This window comes from Rossellomorea sp. ABR4_004 (assembly GCF_056159585.1).
The window spans coordinates 1,732,011-1,750,884 of sequence record NZ_JBSWVM010000001.1; the positions used below are offsets into that span (position 1 = coordinate 1,732,011).

The window sequence follows — 18,874 nt, forward strand, 5'->3', positions numbered from 1 at the left end:
GGGGTGGCACTATAACAGGGGAAAAAGCAAAAAAAATAGACACAGGCGAGTCCTGTGTCGTCTACGGGATTTATTACTTAAAAGGGGGTCAATTTCTTATTATTTATATTACCCGAAAATTGTTTCACTAGTGTTACAACAGATTTAAAACGGTATTACGGAATTGTTAATGTATCACGACAGATTTGCGAAACTTCACAGATTCTGTTGAACATTGTCATTTCAGGGTTAAAATTTATAGTTTTTCATGATTTGATCTGCAAGTAATTCGTACCCTTTACCATTTGGATGAAGGGAATCATGGAAATAGTTTTCCTTGGATTTCCCTTTAAATAAAGGATTCGTTGAGACGTACTTCACGTTCTCATGTTTTTCGGCTTCTTTTATCATGGATTCATTCCAATCGTCCACGTATGCCTCAATTTTATCACTATCTTTATCTGGATAAGGATTGTACAAACCTAATACGATGATGTCGGCATCTTTATTGGCGGTTCCAACGATGTTTAAGATTTTATCCAAGTGGTCGAGGTAATCCTTTTTGGCCTCAACAATCTCATCATGATGAAGAGGAAATAAATCTCCACCATTGTTTTTAATCAAATCATTGGTCCCGATGTTTATGATAAACACATCCGCTTCACTTAAATCTTCTGCTACCTCTGGTTTTACAATCTGTCCCAAGAGCTGATCCGATTGCTGTCCCGGCACTCCGAGGTTTTGAAAGCTATATGATATCTTTGTATGCTCTTTATTTACCTTCTCTTCTAAACGTCCAATATAACCCGCTTCTTTTTTATCCCCATACCCATAGGTGAGGGAATCTCCCAATGCAATCACCCGCTTCTTAGATGATGACTTGGTCTCATCGGCAAAAAAACTAAAATACACGATGGGGATAAGGGCAAACAGTGCTACTAAAGAAACGATTTTCCATATTTTCATTCATGATCCGACCTTCCGAAATAAACTAGGATGACTTTCATCATGTTGCTTATTCCCTTTTTAGAGGGTTGTACTCCTGTTTATTTATGGAAGTTATCGGACAATCACACCGTTCTTCATTTCATCCACTCCAGAGGTCCGTCCCCTTATTTCTTCTGAACCCCGAACCGCGCATTGAGCTGACCTCTTATCATTTTTTGTTTCGCTTCTTTTCTCTCTTTTCTCGATAGTTCATGTTTGATCTCTTTCGTGGTGACCCCTTCTTCTCGCTGGTCGGCAATGTCCATTAATCGTTCCACGTCGGAAAAGGAGTATTTGCGATATCCCCGATTGGAACGCTGTGGAAAGATCAGATTCTTCTCTTCGTAATAACGAATCTTTCTCTCGGTTAATCCGGTCAATTCACTGACGACACCAATTGATATCACTTTTTTATCCTTATAGGAAGGTTCATTATCCACGTTCTCCTCATCCTCCTGAGCAGGGAATATATTGATTATACATGTCCCTCTAACGGATTTGGACTATTATGTTAGAAAACCTGACAAAGAATTCTAAATTGGAAGAAAACTTAACGAAGTAGCAGATTTATATTCAAAATCCCCCTACACTATGGATAACAATCCAAAAGGAGTGAACCTGGATGCCATTTTTACGTGATGCCGTTGAACGACAGAGGCAGCAATTTATTCGTCGGTTAGTAGAAGCTGGTGTTTACAAGCCATGTGATGAGGGGTTGAAGAAGCTGACGCTGTCGGAGTTGGTGTATGTGTTTAATAAGCATAAGAAAAGTTGAATTCAACAAAAAAAGCCTTACGAAGGGAAGCTCCCTTTCGTAAGGCTTTCTTGATTAACCGTTTTTGACCTTCTCTTTCAGCTCTTCGATATAATGCTGAGCCGTTTGAGCGGCGATACTGCCGTCACCCGTTGCTGTCACGATTTGGCGAAGTTGTTTTTCGCGGACATCACCGGCTGCAAAGATTCCTGGAACCTTTGTTTCCATTTGTTCGTTTGTTTCAATGTAACCTTCAGAGTTGATGATTGCAAGGTTAGCAAACGGCTTCGTTAGCGGAAGCATTCCGATGTAGATGAAGACACCATCAGCCTGGAAATCAGTTTCTTCTCCATTTTCAGTGGATACAAGGGTCACACTTCCCACTTTGCCATCTTTGTCGTTGATTTCTTTCACCGTATGGTTCCAGATGAAATCAACTTTTTCGTTATCAAAGGCACGCTGTTGCAGGATCTTTTGAGCACGTAGCTCATCGCGACGGTGAACGATCGTTACTTTGTTAGCGAATCTTGTCAGGTAAACCCCTTCTTCTACAGCAGAGTCTCCTCCACCTACAACAACAAGGTCTTTTCCTTTAAAGAATGCTCCGTCACATACTGCACAGTAAGAAACTCCGCGTCCGCCAAGCTCTTTCTCACCAGGTACACCGATTTTTTTGTACTCTGCACCCGTTGTGATGATCACGGCACGGGCTTTGAATTCTTTCGAACCGGTTTTGACAACTTTAAACTCTTCTCCGTCAACGATTTCTTTAATGTCTCCGTATGCGTATTCCGCACCGAATTTCTTCGCATGATCAAACATTTTATTAGAAAGATCAGGTCCCAGAATATGGTCGAAGCCCGGGTAGTTCTCCACTTCTTCCGTATTCGCCATTTGTCCGCCTGGTACTCCTCTTTCAAGCATAAGCGTTGAAAGACTTGCACGTGACGTATAAACAGCTGCAGTCATACCTGCAGGGCCTGCACCTGCAATGATTACATCATAGATTTTTTCTTCAGACATGATGACATTCTCCTTCCGAAACAGTCGTAAGCATATTCTTTATTAAAATACTATGGTTAGAGGTAGTAATGGTGCTTGAGCCTTCCATCCATAGTATTAACTTCCTACACCTATCCTATAAAAAATAGGGTCTCATCGTCCAAAAATATGCTCACGGAAGGTAACTTTCAACGACTGAGATATATTTTGTCAGTGTACTTGCAGATAAATTGAATCGATCACAAAGCTGCTTCTTCGTGACCTTTTCATTTCGCAGCCGATTCCATACGAATTCTGTTGCCGCTGCAAAAGCTTTAGCATTCTTGAAGGTTTCCCGTTCTTTTATGCCTCTGTATGCGATCGTAAACCAAGTAAGGAACAATCCGGACTCCACGCTTGTGATCGGACGATGATCCCCATAAAGGTGCAGAGCCACTTGATGCATATTCTGAATCTCCTGGTTCACTTTAATCGAGCTGTTTCCGTTGCTGTTTAACACTTGTGCTAAATAAACCTTTTCGACAATGGACAGGTCCTCCACATCACAAAAGTCAGCATGCGTGAGGATGGCTCTCTGATTATCCGAAATAGACGTTAGAAACAGACCGAATAATTTCTCTTCGGTATATTCACTTTGAAGCTTCTTCAATATCGATGTGACGTGATTTTCAAACCCCTCATCCTGCTTTTTATCGTTCCAAGGCTCGAGTCCTTCTTTTTCTGGGTTGATTTCCAATACCCTTTTCCACGCATTACGGGCTGTATCCTCATGACCCGTTTCATAAGCAGAATACGACAGCCAATAATAGAAGCTCGCATCGCCCTCAAAGCCAATCTTCTGAAGGGACTTCAACCAATCATAAGCCCGCTTCGAATGACCAACAAGCGCAAACGTAGCCCCCAGCTTGTAACGATGCTCATGAAGTAAGGGACGGACCTTCTCAAGACCCTGGATCAATTCATCCAGCTCGTCATGACGCTTTTGATAGAAATAAAAAACAGCCGTATTGCACAGGGCATGAAGATTTCCAGGATTCTTCTCCAGCACCTCTTCCAACGTAGCAGCTGCCTGATCGACTTCTCCTAAATAGAAGTAGGCAAGTGCTAAATTATTATAAGCTGACCAGAATTCCGGATAATCTTCAATGACCTTCTGTAAAGTTTCCACGGCTTTTTGAAAATGCCCGGACTCTAGAAGATCTCTTGCTTTCTCCTGTTGGACGATGAGCTCATCATGCTCGTATAAATCGTCCACAATCAGATCGGAATCAAGCTCCAGAAGCTCTAATAAGTCTTCTGCATCCTCAACGAATTCACCATATTCTTCTTTGTCAAGATAAGCTGAAACCTGTTCGTACGCCTCTTTAAATAAACCTAAATGGGCATAATTATTGGCCAGAAAATAATGACACTCTGCCATGCGGGGATCCAGATCATCCAAAATTTGATGCAATAAATCATTGGAACGCTTGTATTCACCAAGTTCTGTATACACAATCGATAATTGACAGGCAATCATCGGTTCTACTGGTTCTAATTGAAATGCTCTATTTAAATATTTTAACGATTTCTTAAGCTCTCGACGTTGATAAGCCTTCATCCCTTTGTTGTAGTAATACTCGCCAGTCGGGACAAAAGACAACACTTTCGCTTGCTCACTACCTAATTTTGACCCTTTTCTCATCAAAGTCCTCCGAAACGTTCATAGTATAACTACAGTAGTATATCATACAATACCCCTGTACTAAACTACCATATTTTGAGGGACGGACCTTTGCGCGTGCGCGAAGGTCCGTCCCTCAGGGAGTTATTTATTATGACGTTCCACAAGGACTTCCAATACATTTTCGAGTGGAAGTTTTTGCTCTCTTAATAGGACGAGGACGTGGTAGAACAGGTCGGCGACTTCCCATTTCAGTTCTTCACTGTCTCTGTTTTTCGCCGCAATGATCACTTCTGACGCCTCTTCGCCTACTTTTTTAAGGATTTTGTCTACACCTTCTTCAAAAAGGTAGGTAGTGTACGCTCCCTCTGGCCTCTCGATTTCACGGTTTTCAATGAGTTTCTCCAGAGTGAGAAGGATATTTTCTGTTGATGATTTTTCCTCACCATATACTTCTTCATGGAAGCAGCTTTCTTCCCCTTTATGACACGCAGGGCCTTTTTTATCGACGAGGACAAGGAGGGCGTCTTTATCACAATCCCATGTGATGTTTTTGACGGTTTGGGTGTTCCCGCTTGTCTCACCTTTATGCCACAGCTCCTGGCGTGAACGGGAGTAAAACCACGTTTCTCCCGTCTCAACCGTTTTCTTGAGAGACGTTTCATTCATATAGGCCAGTGTTAAAACTTCTTTTGTCGAAGCGTCCTGGATGATGGCAGGTACCAATCCTTTATCATCGTACTTCACGGATGCGGTCCAATTTTCATTTGTCATCGTACATGCACCTCCTGCTCTCTTAAGTAGCTCTTTACTTCTTCAACGCTCGTTTCTTTATAGTGAAAGATGGAGGCTGCAAGGGCCGCATCGGCTTTGCCTTCGGTGAAAACTTCCTTGAAGTGCACGGCATTTCCTGCACCGCCTGAAGCAATCACCGGAATCGAAACCGCTTCGCTGACTGCCTTCGTCAGGGCCAGATTGAACCCCTGCTTCTCTCCATCGCTATCCATGCTCGTTAACAAGATTTCTCCCGCACCGAGTGATTCGACTTCCTTCGCCCATTCAACGGCATCCAGGTCTTTCAGCTTTCTGCCTCCATGGGTATAAACTTTCCAACCTTTGCTCTCTTCATCAAATTTGGCATCGATGGCCACTACGATACATTGAGATCCAAAGTAATCGGCTCCTTCACGGACAAGCTCAGGACGCAGGACGGCTGCTGTGTTAAGAGAAACCTTGTCAGCCCCTGCGCGAAGGATGGCTTTCATATCTTCTACTGAGTTAATCCCTCCACCTACTGTAAAAGGGATCGCCAATTCCGCCGCTACATGCTGCACGACTTCCACCATCGTTTTCCGACCTTCATGTGAGGCTGAAATATCCAGAAAGACGAGTTCATCGGCACCTTGCTCATCGTACACTTTAGCAAGCTCAACGGGATCTCCCGCATCTCGCAGCTCCACGAACTGAATGCCTTTTACCACTCGTCCATCCTTTACGTCCAGACACGGGACAATCCGTTTCGTTAACATGTTTTCACCTCGTTTATTGCCTCGCTCACCGTGAACTTTCCTGTATAAAGTGATTTTCCGCAAATCGCACCGGAGACGCCTTGATTTTCGTATTGCTTTAATGTCTTCAAATCTTCAAGTGAGCTAATGCCTCCAGACGCAATCACTGATTTCCCGGTTTGTTCGGCAAGATCGACAACCGCTTCAACATTGGGACCAGATAGCATTCCGTCTGTGGCAATATCGGTGAAAATGAACGTCTCCGCGCCGGCTTCAGCCAATTCTTTTCCAAGATCGACAGCTTTAAGCGCAGAGGTTTCCAACCAGCCATGAGTTGCCACATAGCCATCCTTTGCATCAAGTCCGATGGCAATCTTATCACCATATTCCACAAGCCATTCCTTTACTAATTCAGTATTGGAAACCGCTATACTTCCAATGATGACACGGTCGACGCCCCGGCTTAAATAGTGCTCGATATCCTCTTTGGAGCGGATACCTCCACCAATCTGCACTTTGGCATCCAGCTTTTCTGCAACGGCGATCACGAATTCATCATTGATCCGTGAGCCTTCCTTTGCCCCATCAAGATCTACCATGTGAATCCACTCGGCCCCTTCATCGGCGAATTTCTTCGCCATATCAAACGGAGAGTCTCCATAAACCGTTTCTTGATTATAGTCACCTTGAACAAGACGAACGCACTTTCCGCCCCGCATATCGATGGCTGGATAAATCGTAAAACTCATGAGACCGCCTCCTTCACTCGTTTTGTAAAGTTTTCTAACAGTTTCATTCCAAGCTCTCCGCTTTTTTCAGGATGAAACTGCATTCCGTATATATTTTCCCGACTCACCACGGCAGGGATTTCAACTCCTGCATAGTCAGCACTTGCCGCTATCACGTCCTTGGATCCTTCGTGCACATAATAGGAGTGAACGAAGTACACATAGCCTTCTGATAACCCTTCTAAAAGAGGGGATTTATTTTGGTAACGCAGAAGATTCCAGCCCATGTGAGGGACTTTGAATGAGTTTCCCTGGCTGTCCTCTTTCGGGATGTGAAGCACCTCACCTGGTAGAAGAGCCAATCCTTTTGTTGACCCATTCTCTTTACTTTCTTCAAAAAGAAGCTGCATGCCTAAACAAATTCCCATGAGCGGCTTTCCGCTTTGGGCAAAAGTAAGGATGGTTTCTTTTAAATGAGTCGTTTCCAGAAGGTTCATAGCATCTTTAAATGCTCCCACTCCAGGTAATATCAACCCATCTGCGTTCAGTAATTTCTCTTGTTGATCACTGATAAAATAAGGAACGTTCAATCGTTCGAGTGCTTTACTGACGCTGAACAGATTCCCCATCCCATAGTCTACAATACCGATCATGAACTATAACATTCCCTTCGTTGACGGAACCCCTTTTACCCTTGGATCGATCGTGGTTGCTTCATCCAGGGCACGTCCCAGTGCTTTAAAGATCGCTTCAATGATATGGTGGGTATTGTGACCATAATGAACGATGACATGAAGATTCATTCGTGCTTCAAGAGCAAGCTTCCAAAGGAATTCATGAACCAGTTCCGTATCGAAGGTCCCGACTTTCTGACTTGGAAGTTCTGCACGAAACTCGAGGTGAGGACGATTACTCAGGTCCACCACGACTTGGGCAAGGGCTTCATCCATGGGAACCATGGCTGAGCCGTAACGCTTGATCCCTTTTTTGTCTCCCAGTGACTCAAGTAACGCCTGCCCCAAGCAAATGCCGATATCTTCAGTAGTGTGATGGTCATCCACTTCAATATCGCCATTGGCCTCGATCGTACAATCAAATTGTCCATGTTTAATGAATAAATCCAGCATATGACTCATGAATGGGACGCCTGTCTCTACTTTAGCGTTCCCCTCACCATCGATTCCAAAATTCAAGCGAATGTCCGTCTCATTCGTCTTTCGCACAATCTCTGCACTTCTCACCATGATGTCCTCCTAATTGGAGGGACGGACCTCTGCAGAGGTCCGTCCCTCTTCCCTATTTTTCTTTATCGAACCGAATCTCCACTGCCCTTGCATGGGCTTCGAGACCTTCCAAGCGGGCAAGTTTTGCGATTTTTTGATAATTTTGCTGCAGTGCTGTTTCACTATATGAAATGACACTTGTCTTCTTCATAAATTCATCTACGTTTAATGGACTTGAAAAACGCGCTGTCCCGTTCGTAGGGAGTACGTGATTCGGCCCTGCAAAGTAATCACCTACAGGCTCGGAACTGTATCGGCCAAGGAAAATCGCTCCGGCATGACGGATTTTCGCCATCGTTTCAAACGGATTCTCCGTTAATATCTCTAAATGCTCCGCTGCGAGTTGATTCACAACATCAATGCCTTCTTCTATATCTCTCGTCACGTAGATGGCCCCGAAATCACTGATGGACTGCCGGGCAATGTCTTCTCTTGGAAGGGAAGAGAGCTGTCGTTCTACCTGTAAGGATACCTCTTCTGCCAATGCAGACGAATTCGTCACGAGAACGGCAGAGGCAAACACGTCATGCTCTGCCTGTGAAAGAAGGTCAGCGGCAATTTCATCTGCACGCTGATGCTTATCGGCCAGAATCACGATTTCACTCGGGCCGGCGATCATATCAATATCTACATCTCCGAATACTTCGCGTTTTGCCAAGGCGACATAAATGTTCCCCGGTCCAGTTATTTTATCCACGGGAGTGATGGATTCAGTTCCATATGCCAGTGCGGCTACGGCTTGGGCACCGCCGACTTTAAAGATGTCTTCCACTCCGGCAATTTTCGCTGCAACCAGCACGCCGGGTGATAGCTTCCCATCCTTTCCAGGCGGAGAAACCATCGTGATTCGTTGGACTCCGGCGACTTTAGCAGGCAGCACATTCATCAATACAGAGGAAGGATACGCAGCCGTCCCACCCGGCACGTACACGCCGACTGAATCAAGGGGCGTCAGCTTTTGACCAAGCATGGTCCCATCCTCTTTCGTTGTAAACCAAGAAGACCTTTTCTGTTTCTCATGAAAGTCACGGATATTATCCGCTGCTTCTTCAATGATGGAGATCATCTCAGAATCCAGAGAAGCGAAGGCTTCCTCAATTTCACTCTGGGAAACTTTGTAGTTCTCTAATTGAACCCTATCAAATTTCTCCGTATACTCACGGACTGCCAGGTCACCATTTTTCTGCACCGAAGAAATAATCCCCTGAACCGCTCTTCGCTGCTCCTCCGTACCACTGTCGACCGAGCGCTTAATCGACGCTCCACTTATATCCTTAACAATCTTCATACCTTTCACCAGCCTTCGAGAGGGACGGACCTTGCCTGATTTAACAAGCATCCGAACCTCAGAGTCTCTTTATTAGTGTTGATATCCCAGTATCGACCTGCTTCAGGCAAGGTCCGTCCCTCTTATCCGATGATGCGTGTCAGCCGGGTGACGAGGTCTTCGATTTTTTCGTCTTTCATTCGGTAGCTGACGGGGTTGACGATGAGTCTGGAGGTGATGTTAACGATGGTTTCATATTCCACCAGACCATTTTCTTTCAGGGTTCTTCCCGTTGAGACGATATCAACGATGCGGTCAGCAAGTCCGATTAATGGAGCAAGCTCTATGGAACCGTTTAGTTTGATGATTTCCACCTGCTCACCCTGCTCGCGGAAATAGGAAGACGCAACATTCGGATATTTCGTGGCAATTTTCGGTGCCACATCACTCATTTTTGTATCCGGCAGCCCTGCGACTGCCAAGTAACAGCCACTGATCCGTAAATCCAGGAGCTCATATACGTCCCGCTCTTCTTCCAACATAACGTCCTTACCGGCAATCCCCAAATCAGCGACTCCATGCTCCACATAGGTTGGAACATCCATGGGCTTTGCCAGGATAAATCGTAAATCTTCCTGAGGTACTTCGATGATCAGCTTCCTCGAATCATCGAATTCAGGCGGCAGATTGTAATCTGCCTTCCTTAATAGTTCCACGGCCTCTTCAAATATCCTGCCTTTAGGCATGGCAATGGTTAGCGCACTCATGATGTTTCACCGCCTTTCGGGTCCTGTCCCACTACGAAGTGAACATTGCTGAAGCCCTTCGTAAACTCGTCCACATCTCCTACGCCCTTCCAGTTCTGCAGCACCACTTTGACTCCTTCACTTCGCAGCTCATGAGCAAGGCCAATAGCCTCTTTCCTCCGCTCATCACTGAACAGCACACATTGCTGAAGAGTCGAAGTTAACTCCACCTGCATCGCTTCAAGCACATAATCGAGACGCAATCCAAAGCCTGTTGCACCGGAGTTCTTCCCGAATTTTTCAAGTAGCTTGTCGTAACGGCCGCCATTTCCGATCGCAAACCCTACATTTTCCCCGTACACTTCAAATAAAATACCGGAATAATAACTCATGTGACTGACCAGACTCAAGTCGAACTTCACATATTGCTCCACTTCGTAATCTTTTAAAATACTCCATAAATCTTTCAGCTGTTTTAATGCCTTTAATCCTTTTTCCCCTTCTAGAAGAGAATGGGCTTCACCCAGCACATTTTCTGAACCCCGCAATTGCAGGAAACGGAACAACCTCTGCTTATCGATGGATGAAAGAGACAGCTCATTGACATGCTGACGATATCCAACATAATTCTTCTCATATAAATATCTTCTTAACGTATCCGCACGTTCTTCTGTCCCGACGATTTGAGTGAACAGTTCCTGAACAAATCCGATGTGGCCGATGGAAATCTTGAAATGTTCCAAACCTGCTTCTTTTAAAACCGATACCATCAGGGCAATGACCTCAGCGTCGGCACTGACAGAGTCATCACCGATACACTCGATTCCCACTTGTTCAAATTCTGCCGGACGCCCGCCTTCCCGCTGCTGGGCCCTGAACACAGAATTCGAGTATGCCAGTCGCAGCGGTGCTTCATCCTTTAATAATTTTGAAGCAGCAATCCTTGCAATCGGCGCTGTCATATCCGGTCTTAACACAAGGGTATGACCCTGTTGATCCAAAAGCTTGAATAGCTGCTGATCTAATATAGCCGATGCCTCACCAACGGTTTCATAATATTCAAGGCTGGGAGTCTCAATAAACTTGTAACCCCACAACTTCATCGCCTGTTCCATATTCTTTTTCGTCTGATCTTTGATTTCATATAAATCAGGAAATGTATCTCTCATTCCCAATGGCTTCTCGAACATGAATAACTTAGTCATAAGAACCACCTTTGGCGTATTAATTCATCTATTTTCCCCCGATTTGGAGATTGCTACTAATTCTCGATTATTCAGAAATCCTTTAGTTCGCTAATGTGCTAATAAAATAAAGTTATTTGTAGTGTAGCGTTTCTTTTTTTATTCGTCAACCGTTTGATATGTGGATTTTTTTGAGGGAATGGTTGAGCGTACGTTGCTTACATAGTCATTGGTCATCTGCCACAGTCATTTTGCAATCGGTGTCATTTCACTGGGCATGTAGTAGTTGATTTCCGCTACATGCGCTCGCTTTCCGCGGGGCGGGCGGTGAGCCTCCTCGTCGCTGCGCTCCTGCGGGGTCTCACCTGTCCCGCTTCTCCCGCAGGAGTCGAGCGCCTTCCGCTCCAATCAACTTTCTGAGTATCGGTTTCTTAAATAAAAAATCATAAAAACTTCAATCTATTAGAAAACATCTTTTACAAAACAAAAAAAAGGCAACAATAGAACTCAATCTATCTTTGCCTTTTCCCTTATTCTTCTCTTTTCAATCCGTAGATGGCATCTTCTCGCCAGCGTTCGGCAAGTTCCTCTTTGGTGTAGATGATCCGCATGGGATTCCCACCGACGAACGCTCCTGCAGGGACGTCTTTATGTACGAGGGTCCCTGCCGATACGATGGCTCCGTCTCCAATCTGAATCCCCGGTAATATCGTGGTGTTGGCCCCGATCATGACTTCCGAACCGATTTTCACATCACCTAATCGGTATTCCTTGATCAGGTATTCATGGGCGAGGATCGTCGTATTGTACCCGATGACCGTATTACGCCCAACCGATATTTTCTCCGGGAACATCACGTCAAGCATCACCATAAGGGCAAATGACGTATGTTCACCGATTTTCATCCTCAAAAAAGTCTTGTACAACCAGTTTTTCATCCCCAAAAAGGGTGTGTACCTTGCCAGTTGAATCACGATGAAATTTTTGACGACCTTCCCGAAAGGAACGGTTTTGTAAACATGCCAGAGAGAATTTGCTCCTTCTACAGGGTAGCGGGTCGTTCGTCTCATGCAGTCGGAACTCCAACAATCGGTAATAAGTCTTTCATATTATCCAGCATGAAGTCCGGTTCGTAGTGAGCCAGATGCTCTCTTCCCTTTGCACTCCACGCGACACCTGCCGACAGCACTCCTGCATTTTTCCCGGCTAGAATGTCGTGGTGATTGTCCCCGATCATGATGGCTTCTTCAGGCGGGGACCCCAATGCCACGAGAGCTTTCTCAATCGGTTCAGGATGAGGTTTAGCGTTCTCTACTTCATCCAGGGTGATGATGACTTCAAAGAAGGGACGAAGATTCATAAGGTCCAGTCCTTTTAACACAACATCACGGACTTTCGTTGAGACAATTGCTAATTTATATCCATTTTCGTAGAGGGCTTGAACGGTTTCATACACCCCTTCAAACTCAGTCACTAGTGCGTCATGATGCTCATGATTATAAGCACGGTAGTGGGCACACATCTCTCCCATACGATCTGGATCCAACCCTCCAAATGACTCTTCCAATGGTGGACCCATAAAAGGATGAACGTCCTTCTCCTCGTATTGCCCTGGATAATAATGATTCAATGTATGCAAAAAGGATGAAATGATTAAATCATTGGTATTGATCAATGTTCCGTCTAAGTCAAATAATATTGTTGTAATCCTGCTCATAATGTCTCTCCTTTTCTTTCTTTGCATCGACCCTGTTCCAAATGTAGGCAACCGCCATCGTTAACAAAATGGCAGTGACCAGCCTGATGATCAGAAGGGGCAGTATAGGGATGCCGAGTGGAAGAAAGATTAACGTATCCTCCACCACTGCGTGGCATGCGACTAAAAAGATGAAGGCGATCGTGACATCCTTCTTACTCACTCCATCTTCTTTTACTGCCTGGATCATGACTCCCGCTCCGTATGCCAGCCCGATGACGAGTCCCGCTACCATCGTGGATGATGTATTTGCATTCATCCCAAGTGCCCGGGTGGCAGGGGACATCCAGCGTGAAAAAACATCCATCCATTTCAAATCTTTCATCACCTGAATAATCATCATAAGAGGAATGACGATAAGAGCTAATTGGAGGACACCAAATCCTGCTTTTTCAAGTCCCAGGAGTATGATTTCCCCCCACCCGTCCGGCTCGACTTGTTGTGGAGGCATCATTCCGTACTTGGCGATTTCAGATCCACCGTTCCAAACCAGATTGATAACAACCGCCGATACCAGGGCCAACCCGACCCTTACAGCGACAATCAGCCAAATCTTCACGCCCACCTTCGCGGCTACCGTTGATTCAATGAGTAAATTATGAGAGAAGGAGAGCATCACGGCAATGATGAATACTTCTTTCACCGTTAAATCAAGGGATAGGATTCCACCGATTCCTGCGTACAAGTTAAGAAAGTTGCCCAATACTAGAGGAATCGCCGCATCACCTGAAAGCCCGATAAGTTTCATGAACGGAGAAATCTTTTCCATGACCCAAGGAAGGACAGGTGTATATTGAAGCAAAAACACGATCAGCGTGACCGGAAAGATGACCTTCCCCAGTGACCACGTTGTTTTCAAGCCTGTAAGTCCGCCATTTTTCAAAGATGACATCCACATATGCCCTACTCTCCTTTTGTTAAGCGTTTACGCTATCCGTCTTTTCATCGTATGCCTTCTTCGCAAGGCCGGCTTTTCTTCTGTAAAAGAATACACCGATCGCTCCAATGATAAGAACAATCGAAATCACTTGTGCGAATCGTAAAGACGCCATCATCAAACTGTCCGTTCTCAATCCTTCAACAAAGAATCGACCGATGGAATACCAAATCACATATGTTAAGAACAGTTCTCCACGACGAAGACTGCTCGCTTTTCTTCTCAGGACAAGAAGAAGAATCAACCCGGCAAAACTCCAAAGAGATTCATAAAGGAATGTTGGGTGATAGTACACTCCATTGATATACATTTGATTAATGATGAAATCAGGGAGCATCAGATTTTCAAGAAACGCACGGGAGACTTCTCCACCATGGGCCTCCTGGTTTACAAAATTCCCCCAGCGACCGATTGCCTGACCCAAAATAATGCTCGGTGCTGCAATATCAACAAGTTTCCAGAACGACAGCCCTTTTATTTTGGCAAACACAATCGTAGTGAGGACAGAACCGATCAATGCACCATGGATGGCAATTCCACCATTCCAGACTTTAATGATATCCCCGGGGTGATCGGCATAATAATTATCCCATTCAAAGATGACATAATAAGCACGGGCACAAATGATTGCGATGGGGATCGCCCAAACGAGCAAATCGATGAATGTATCGGGGTGAAGGCCGAGTCTTTTGCTCTCACGAATGACTAAATAGAGTCCTAATGCAATCCCAAGTCCGATGATGACACCGTACCAATGTACTTGGATCGGGCCGAGTGAAATGGCAATGGGATCGATTGGCGTAATGTTCTCGTTCATTTTGTCTCTCCTTTTTTTCCATTAAGATAGCATGTGAATGTTAACTTCATTCACGTTCTATGTAAGGATTAGATATCTTCATTCTCTCCATCTTCAATCACATCAGACAACCGGTTTGTAAATTGCTCTGCTGCATTTACGCCCATTCGTTTCAGACGGAAGTTCATGGCAGCCACCTCAATGATAACCGCGAGATTTCGTCCGGGACGAACAGGTACGGTGTATTTAGTGATATCCGTATCGATAATTTTCATCGTCTCTTCTTCCAGTCCAAGGCGGTCGTACTGTTTCGTTTTATCCCATAGCTCGAGATTGATGCAAAGGGTAATGCGCTTATGGCTGCGGACCGCTCCTGCACCAAATAATGTCATGACATTGATGATCCCCAAACCGCGGATTTCCAACAGATGTTCAATCAATTCAGGAGAACTGCCGATGAGCGTATCCATGTCTTCCTGGCGAATTTCGACACAATCATCCGCTACAAGGCGATGGCCTCTTTTCACTAGTTCAAGAGCGGTTTCACTTTTACCAACTCCACTTTTTCCGGTGATCAACACTCCGACTCCATAAATATCGACCAGTACACCATGGATCGCCGTTGTTGGGGCAAGCTTACTTTCCAGATAGTTTGTCAGCCTCGAAGAGAATCGGGTTGTTTTCATGGAAGAACGCATGACAGGAACATCATAACGATTCGCTGCTTCGACTAATTCAGGCGGGATCTCCAGGTCTCTTGAAATGATGATTCCAGGCGTAATATCTGTACAGAGCGCCTCCATTCTGCGCTTACGTTCTGCTTCATCTAATAACTCCAGAAAAGACAACTCGGTTTTTCCCAATAGTTGTATCCGTTCTGCAGGATAGTAGTTGAAATAACCGGCCATCTCCAAGCCTGGACGGGAAATGTCACTCGTTGTAATGGGTCTATGTAAGCCTTCTTCTCCACCGACAAGCTCTAATTTAAACTTCTCGACAATATCTTTCGTGCGGACCTTTGCCACATGCAGCTCCTCCTTCACGTTACACTCGCTTCATATTTATAAACGATTCTTACTCTAACCTATTTTAGCAATTATAGAAAAAAGCGCAAGGCAGCTTACTTGGAGGCGAGCCAAGAAACAAATGAATAAAAGCGCAGCCACGGCTACGCTTTTATAAATGCGTCGATGATCGACATGATCTCTTTATGTGTGGATATGGAATCGAGGACTTGAAAATCATGTTCAAGGCTGTGGTTGACCCCTTTTACTAGATGCATGCGCAGGCGGTGATTCGATTTTAATTCATGGAATCGAGCTTCTTCATAGTGACGATCCGCATCTCCAATAATACAGATACCTTCCTGCTCACTACCCAGCATCGCTTGAAATACCTCATCTTCTTTTAGTAACGGGGTTAACCAGATGAGTTTTGCATCCTGAAAAGATTCTCTTGTTAATTCATTACTTAATGCGATGGTGCCAAATGATTTAGCCACCAGGTGAATATGTAAATAGTTTTTATCTTGTAAAACCTGATCGATGACTTCCTTCACATCGTACTTTAACGCATCATCTACTTCTTCCATAGAAAATCCTTCATAGTCGGGTGTTGTATATTGATAGTTAATATGTAGCACATCATATCCTTTATGTAAGTAGATTCCCGTTGAATAGTGAAGTAAAGGTGCCTGCACAGTGTATCCCAACCCTGGCATGATGATGGCGATTCCTTCCGCCTCTTCTACTTGGGATATTAACGTGTAAGGTACTTCGATGTCCCGATACCCCTTCATTACATCCGATGTAAATTTCATGATTCACCCCTCCTCTTTCCAATTATTTCTATACTAATAAAGAAACCCCCTTTTTTACCCACAAAAAAACTCCGGCTCTACAATCAAGCCGGAGTCTTTTCCTAATTACTTCTCTTTCATCGGATCCATCACCGTTTTTTGAATCACCAGGTTGGCAAGGGACAAAATAATCGATGCCAGTAAAGCCATACCAAAGCCGGATAACTCAAAGCTGCTTCCCATCAGACCATCCGTCAGCAGTAACGTAATGGCGTTAATGACGAAGAGAAACAGCCCCAGAGATAAAATCGTCACCGGCAGAGTCAGGATAATCAAAATCGGTTTCACCAGAACATTCAGTACCGAAAGAATAAAGCTGGCTCCTACCGCTGCCCCAAACCCGGATACTTCAAATCCTTCAAAAAATCCTGCCAATGCAATAAAGATTACTGCATTGATTAAAATTCCAATAATCCATCTCATTATTTGATGGCTTCCTCCTCATTTGGCAGCACGAAGGCCAATAAACCGTATACGACGGCCAGAGGGAAGAATCCCGTCGGTATGAGCAGGACGATGAAAATCACCCTTAGAATCGTTGCATCGATCCCCACATACCGGGACAAACCTCCAATCACCCCGGCGAGCTTTCTGTCAGACCTTGATCGTGCTAATTGTTTTCTCATCGCTATTCCTTCTTTCTCATCTTATGCGTTGTCCTTATTAACATTCTTCTGTTCATGCTTTTTTATGAGGACAGATCCTGCTTTTGTTTCCGCAAAAAGATGAAGCTTATCGTCTGAATCGGTTTTACGACTGAAACGAATCGACTTTTGGACCACTTCATTTTTTTCTTCCAATACATCAATACCCTGCAGTTCAAGCTTAAAACCACCAAAGTTTGATTTTGCCTCTCCGGAAATGTTGATGTTTTCAGGAACGAATAAATCGATGTTGCCCGTTACCGTCTTTGCGTGAAGCGTATCGGCTTTCTCCCCGGTCAAGGCACAAACCACGTTTCCGTTCAGGGATTGCACATCTGAGATTGAGATATCCCCTTCGACATGGACCTTTCCGTTAATGGATTCTGCTTCAACATGGTGGGCCTTGGCGTTCAGGATTGAAATCGCACCGTTGGATGTTTCCACTTCTGCTTTTTTCGCTGTCAGGTGATCGATGTGAATCTTTCCATTAGCAGCCTTGGCACGAAGATCCTGGACATCTAAATGCTCTGCCTTTAACCCTCCATTGAATAAACGGACAGAAATCCTTTTATATTGATGCTTCGGAATGTAGAGTTTAGAGTCCACTTTCATCCATTTTAATTGCGTGGAGTAATACAGTGTATCCCCGTCTACAGCAAAGGACGTATTCTCCATGAACTGTTTTCTCGCTTCTTCATGATCTTCCGTACGATAAACCTTTGCCTCACACTCCACACGGACTTCTTCACCATCCCAAGGGATCAGTTCCACCTTTCCATTGGCCACATCCACATCGATTTTCTCGAAATCCGTGATGGGCTGCTGATACACATGAGACAGCTCCACCGATTGATTCCACTGGAAATCGAAATCAAAATTCTTAATCTTGTTCAACGCACTATTCATGAAATCAAGAAGCTTATCTTTCGGGTTTCCCGAATGAGTAGAGTGTTCTTTATCACCCTTTTTATCCTCTTGAAAGATGGACACAAATTCATCAAGGAAATCTTTTTCCTTTGGCTTTTCCTTTGATGTTTTTGGCTTTTGGTCGAGTGCTTCCAATAATGCCACTGCTTCCTGTGCCGAAATCGTCCCATTTTCCAACATATCCAAAATGCGTTTACGTTCTTCATTCATACTCTTTCATCCCCTTTGTTGATTATAAAAGTACTTTAATGCCTTTATACACATTCCAAATGACCACGACAACACTGAGTAATATGGCTAAACCGATCATGATGACGGTGAATATCGGCAATCCCGCACCACTCGCGAAAACCCCCATATCCAAAAACAAGCCTGCAATCACAAGGGGCACCGCAACGACCGGTAATAAGTGAGATAAAAAGGCAGCTTTTGCGTCCTTTTTCACATAAGGATTATCTGATACAAAATAAACGATCAGCGGAAAAAGGAAGCCTGCAAAAAATATACTGAAATAGCACAGGGCTGATAATACCTTATTGGTCTCCATCTTCATCATCTCCTCTACTATTATTTACGATACGTGAAGCAAAAGGTTTCAATGCATTTGTTTGTAATCTTATTTTCACATAGAGGGAATGTTCTTCACTCCAACTTGAGGCTGATTTTAGGTAGGTATGGAGTTGTGGTTTTGGTGGTGCCACCATTAACAGGCATCATTTTCAGGCCCTTTTAAAAAGAAGTAAATAGTACTTGATTTCCGCTCCAGGTGCTCGCTTTCCGCGGGGCGTGAGTTGAGCCTCCTCGGGCTTTGCCCTGTGGGGTCTCAACTGTCTAGCTCCAGCGGCTAGCCCCTCG

General features: G+C 44.5%; 23 protein-coding genes. 1 reads left to right on the top strand and 22 read right to left on the bottom strand.

Annotated features, from left to right (window positions below):
• Positions 1-228: 228 nt before the first annotated feature.
• Both ACXAF2_RS08935 and ACXAF2_RS08940 read right to left on the bottom strand, forming a co-directional pair.
• Complete coding sequence (locus ACXAF2_RS08935) at positions 229-945, bottom strand: GDSL-type esterase/lipase family protein (RefSeq protein ID WP_475138230.1); 717 nt, start codon at positions 943-945, stop codon at positions 229-231.
• Between the two features lie 146 nt (positions 946-1,091).
• Entirely contained in the window at positions 1,092-1,406 is a 315-nt protein-coding gene (locus ACXAF2_RS08940; RefSeq protein ID WP_148995369.1) for a MerR family transcriptional regulator, read from the bottom strand.
• A 182-nt stretch (positions 1,407-1,588) separates the two neighbouring features.
• On the opposite strand from ACXAF2_RS08940, the gene ACXAF2_RS08945 reads away from it, so the two are divergent.
• Positions 1,589-1,741: a Fur-regulated basic protein FbpA gene (locus ACXAF2_RS08945; RefSeq protein WP_475138231.1), complete on the top strand. Its 153-nt coding sequence runs from the start codon at positions 1,589-1,591 to the stop codon at positions 1,739-1,741.
• Positions 1,742-1,795: 54 nt separating this feature from the next.
• Here ACXAF2_RS08945 and trxB read toward each other — a convergent pair whose 3' ends face one another.
• The 20 genes from trxB to ACXAF2_RS09045 form a co-directional block, all read right to left on the bottom strand.
• Complete coding sequence (gene trxB / locus ACXAF2_RS08950; protein WP_475138232.1) at positions 1,796-2,743, bottom strand: thioredoxin-disulfide reductase; 948 nt, start codon at positions 2,741-2,743, stop codon at positions 1,796-1,798.
• 151 nt (positions 2,744-2,894) lie between these two features.
• Entirely contained in the window at positions 2,895-4,406 is a 1,512-nt protein-coding gene (locus ACXAF2_RS08955; protein WP_475138233.1) for a tetratricopeptide repeat protein, read from the bottom strand.
• A gap of 123 nt (positions 4,407-4,529) precedes the next feature.
• A complete protein-coding gene (gene hisIE, locus ACXAF2_RS08960) occupies positions 4,530-5,159 on the bottom strand; it encodes a bifunctional phosphoribosyl-AMP cyclohydrolase/phosphoribosyl-ATP diphosphatase HisIE (protein ID WP_475138234.1) in 630 nt (209 codons plus the stop codon).
• The gene (gene hisF, locus ACXAF2_RS08965) at positions 5,156-5,914 is read right to left on the bottom strand and encodes an imidazole glycerol phosphate synthase subunit HisF (protein ID WP_475138235.1); all 759 of its coding nucleotides are present in this window, start codon (positions 5,912-5,914) and stop codon (positions 5,156-5,158) included. Before hisF ends, hisIE begins: the two co-directional genes overlap by 4 nt.
• Positions 5,908-6,642, bottom strand: a complete 735-nt coding sequence (hisA, locus tag ACXAF2_RS08970) for a 1-(5-phosphoribosyl)-5-[(5-phosphoribosylamino)methylideneamino]imidazole-4-carboxamide isomerase (RefSeq protein ID WP_475138236.1) — start codon at positions 6,640-6,642, stop codon at positions 5,908-5,910. The genes hisF and hisA overlap by 7 nt, the downstream gene beginning before the upstream one ends.
• The gene (gene hisH, locus ACXAF2_RS08975) at positions 6,639-7,274 is read right to left on the bottom strand and encodes an imidazole glycerol phosphate synthase subunit HisH (RefSeq protein WP_475138237.1); all 636 of its coding nucleotides are present in this window, start codon (positions 7,272-7,274) and stop codon (positions 6,639-6,641) included. Before hisH ends, hisA begins: the two co-directional genes overlap by 4 nt.
• 3 nt (positions 7,275-7,277) lie before the next feature.
• Positions 7,278-7,862 carry an imidazoleglycerol-phosphate dehydratase HisB gene (gene hisB / locus ACXAF2_RS08980; RefSeq protein ID WP_475139165.1) on the bottom strand — a complete coding sequence of 195 codons (585 nt, stop codon included), beginning with the start codon at positions 7,860-7,862 and terminating at the stop codon, positions 7,278-7,280.
• A 55-nt stretch (positions 7,863-7,917) separates the two neighbouring features.
• On the bottom strand, positions 7,918-9,192 hold the full coding sequence (gene hisD / locus ACXAF2_RS08985) for a histidinol dehydrogenase (protein WP_475138238.1): 1,275 nt from the start codon (positions 9,190-9,192) through the stop codon (positions 7,918-7,920).
• Between the two features lie 122 nt (positions 9,193-9,314).
• On the bottom strand, positions 9,315-9,938 hold the full coding sequence (hisG, locus tag ACXAF2_RS08990) for an ATP phosphoribosyltransferase (protein WP_148995379.1): 624 nt from the start codon (positions 9,936-9,938) through the stop codon (positions 9,315-9,317).
• Positions 9,935-11,122, bottom strand: a complete 1,188-nt coding sequence (locus ACXAF2_RS08995; protein WP_475138239.1) for an ATP phosphoribosyltransferase regulatory subunit — start codon at positions 11,120-11,122, stop codon at positions 9,935-9,937. Before ACXAF2_RS08995 ends, hisG begins: the two co-directional genes overlap by 4 nt.
• A 509-nt stretch (positions 11,123-11,631) precedes the next feature.
• Complete coding sequence (locus tag ACXAF2_RS09000) at positions 11,632-12,171, bottom strand: acyltransferase (RefSeq protein ID WP_475138240.1); 540 nt, start codon at positions 12,169-12,171, stop codon at positions 11,632-11,634.
• A complete protein-coding gene (gene ppaX / locus ACXAF2_RS09005; RefSeq protein WP_475138241.1) occupies positions 12,168-12,818 on the bottom strand; it encodes a pyrophosphatase PpaX in 651 nt (216 codons plus the stop codon). The genes ACXAF2_RS09000 and ppaX overlap by 4 nt, the downstream gene beginning before the upstream one ends.
• Positions 12,790-13,755: a nucleoside recognition domain-containing protein gene (locus tag ACXAF2_RS09010; RefSeq protein WP_475138242.1), complete on the bottom strand. Its 966-nt coding sequence runs from the start codon at positions 13,753-13,755 to the stop codon at positions 12,790-12,792. The genes ppaX and ACXAF2_RS09010 overlap by 29 nt, the downstream gene beginning before the upstream one ends.
• 19 nt (positions 13,756-13,774) lie before the next feature.
• The gene (lgt, locus tag ACXAF2_RS09015; protein ID WP_475138243.1) at positions 13,775-14,611 is read right to left on the bottom strand and encodes a prolipoprotein diacylglyceryl transferase; all 837 of its coding nucleotides are present in this window, start codon (positions 14,609-14,611) and stop codon (positions 13,775-13,777) included.
• A gap of 68 nt (positions 14,612-14,679) precedes the next feature.
• Positions 14,680-15,615, bottom strand: a complete 936-nt coding sequence (hprK, locus tag ACXAF2_RS09020; protein ID WP_475138244.1) for an HPr(Ser) kinase/phosphatase — start codon at positions 15,613-15,615, stop codon at positions 14,680-14,682.
• A 143-nt stretch (positions 15,616-15,758) separates the two neighbouring features.
• Positions 15,759-16,409: an alpha/beta hydrolase gene (locus tag ACXAF2_RS09025; RefSeq protein ID WP_475138245.1), complete on the bottom strand. Its 651-nt coding sequence runs from the start codon at positions 16,407-16,409 to the stop codon at positions 15,759-15,761.
• Positions 16,410-16,514: 105 nt separating this feature from the next.
• Positions 16,515-16,871, bottom strand: a complete 357-nt coding sequence (locus tag ACXAF2_RS09030) for a phage holin family protein (RefSeq protein WP_475138246.1) — start codon at positions 16,869-16,871, stop codon at positions 16,515-16,517.
• Positions 16,871-17,074, bottom strand: a complete 204-nt coding sequence (locus ACXAF2_RS09035) for a PspC domain-containing protein (RefSeq protein WP_475138247.1) — start codon at positions 17,072-17,074, stop codon at positions 16,871-16,873. The genes ACXAF2_RS09030 and ACXAF2_RS09035 overlap by 1 nt, the downstream gene beginning before the upstream one ends.
• 21 nt (positions 17,075-17,095) lie before the next feature.
• A complete protein-coding gene (locus tag ACXAF2_RS09040; protein WP_475138248.1) occupies positions 17,096-18,229 on the bottom strand; it encodes a DUF4097 family beta strand repeat-containing protein in 1,134 nt (377 codons plus the stop codon).
• 22 nt (positions 18,230-18,251) lie between these two features.
• Entirely contained in the window at positions 18,252-18,566 is a 315-nt protein-coding gene (locus tag ACXAF2_RS09045) for a magnetosome magnetite crystal formation protein family (protein ID WP_113970834.1), read from the bottom strand.
• Between the last annotated feature and the right edge of the window lie 308 nt (positions 18,567-18,874).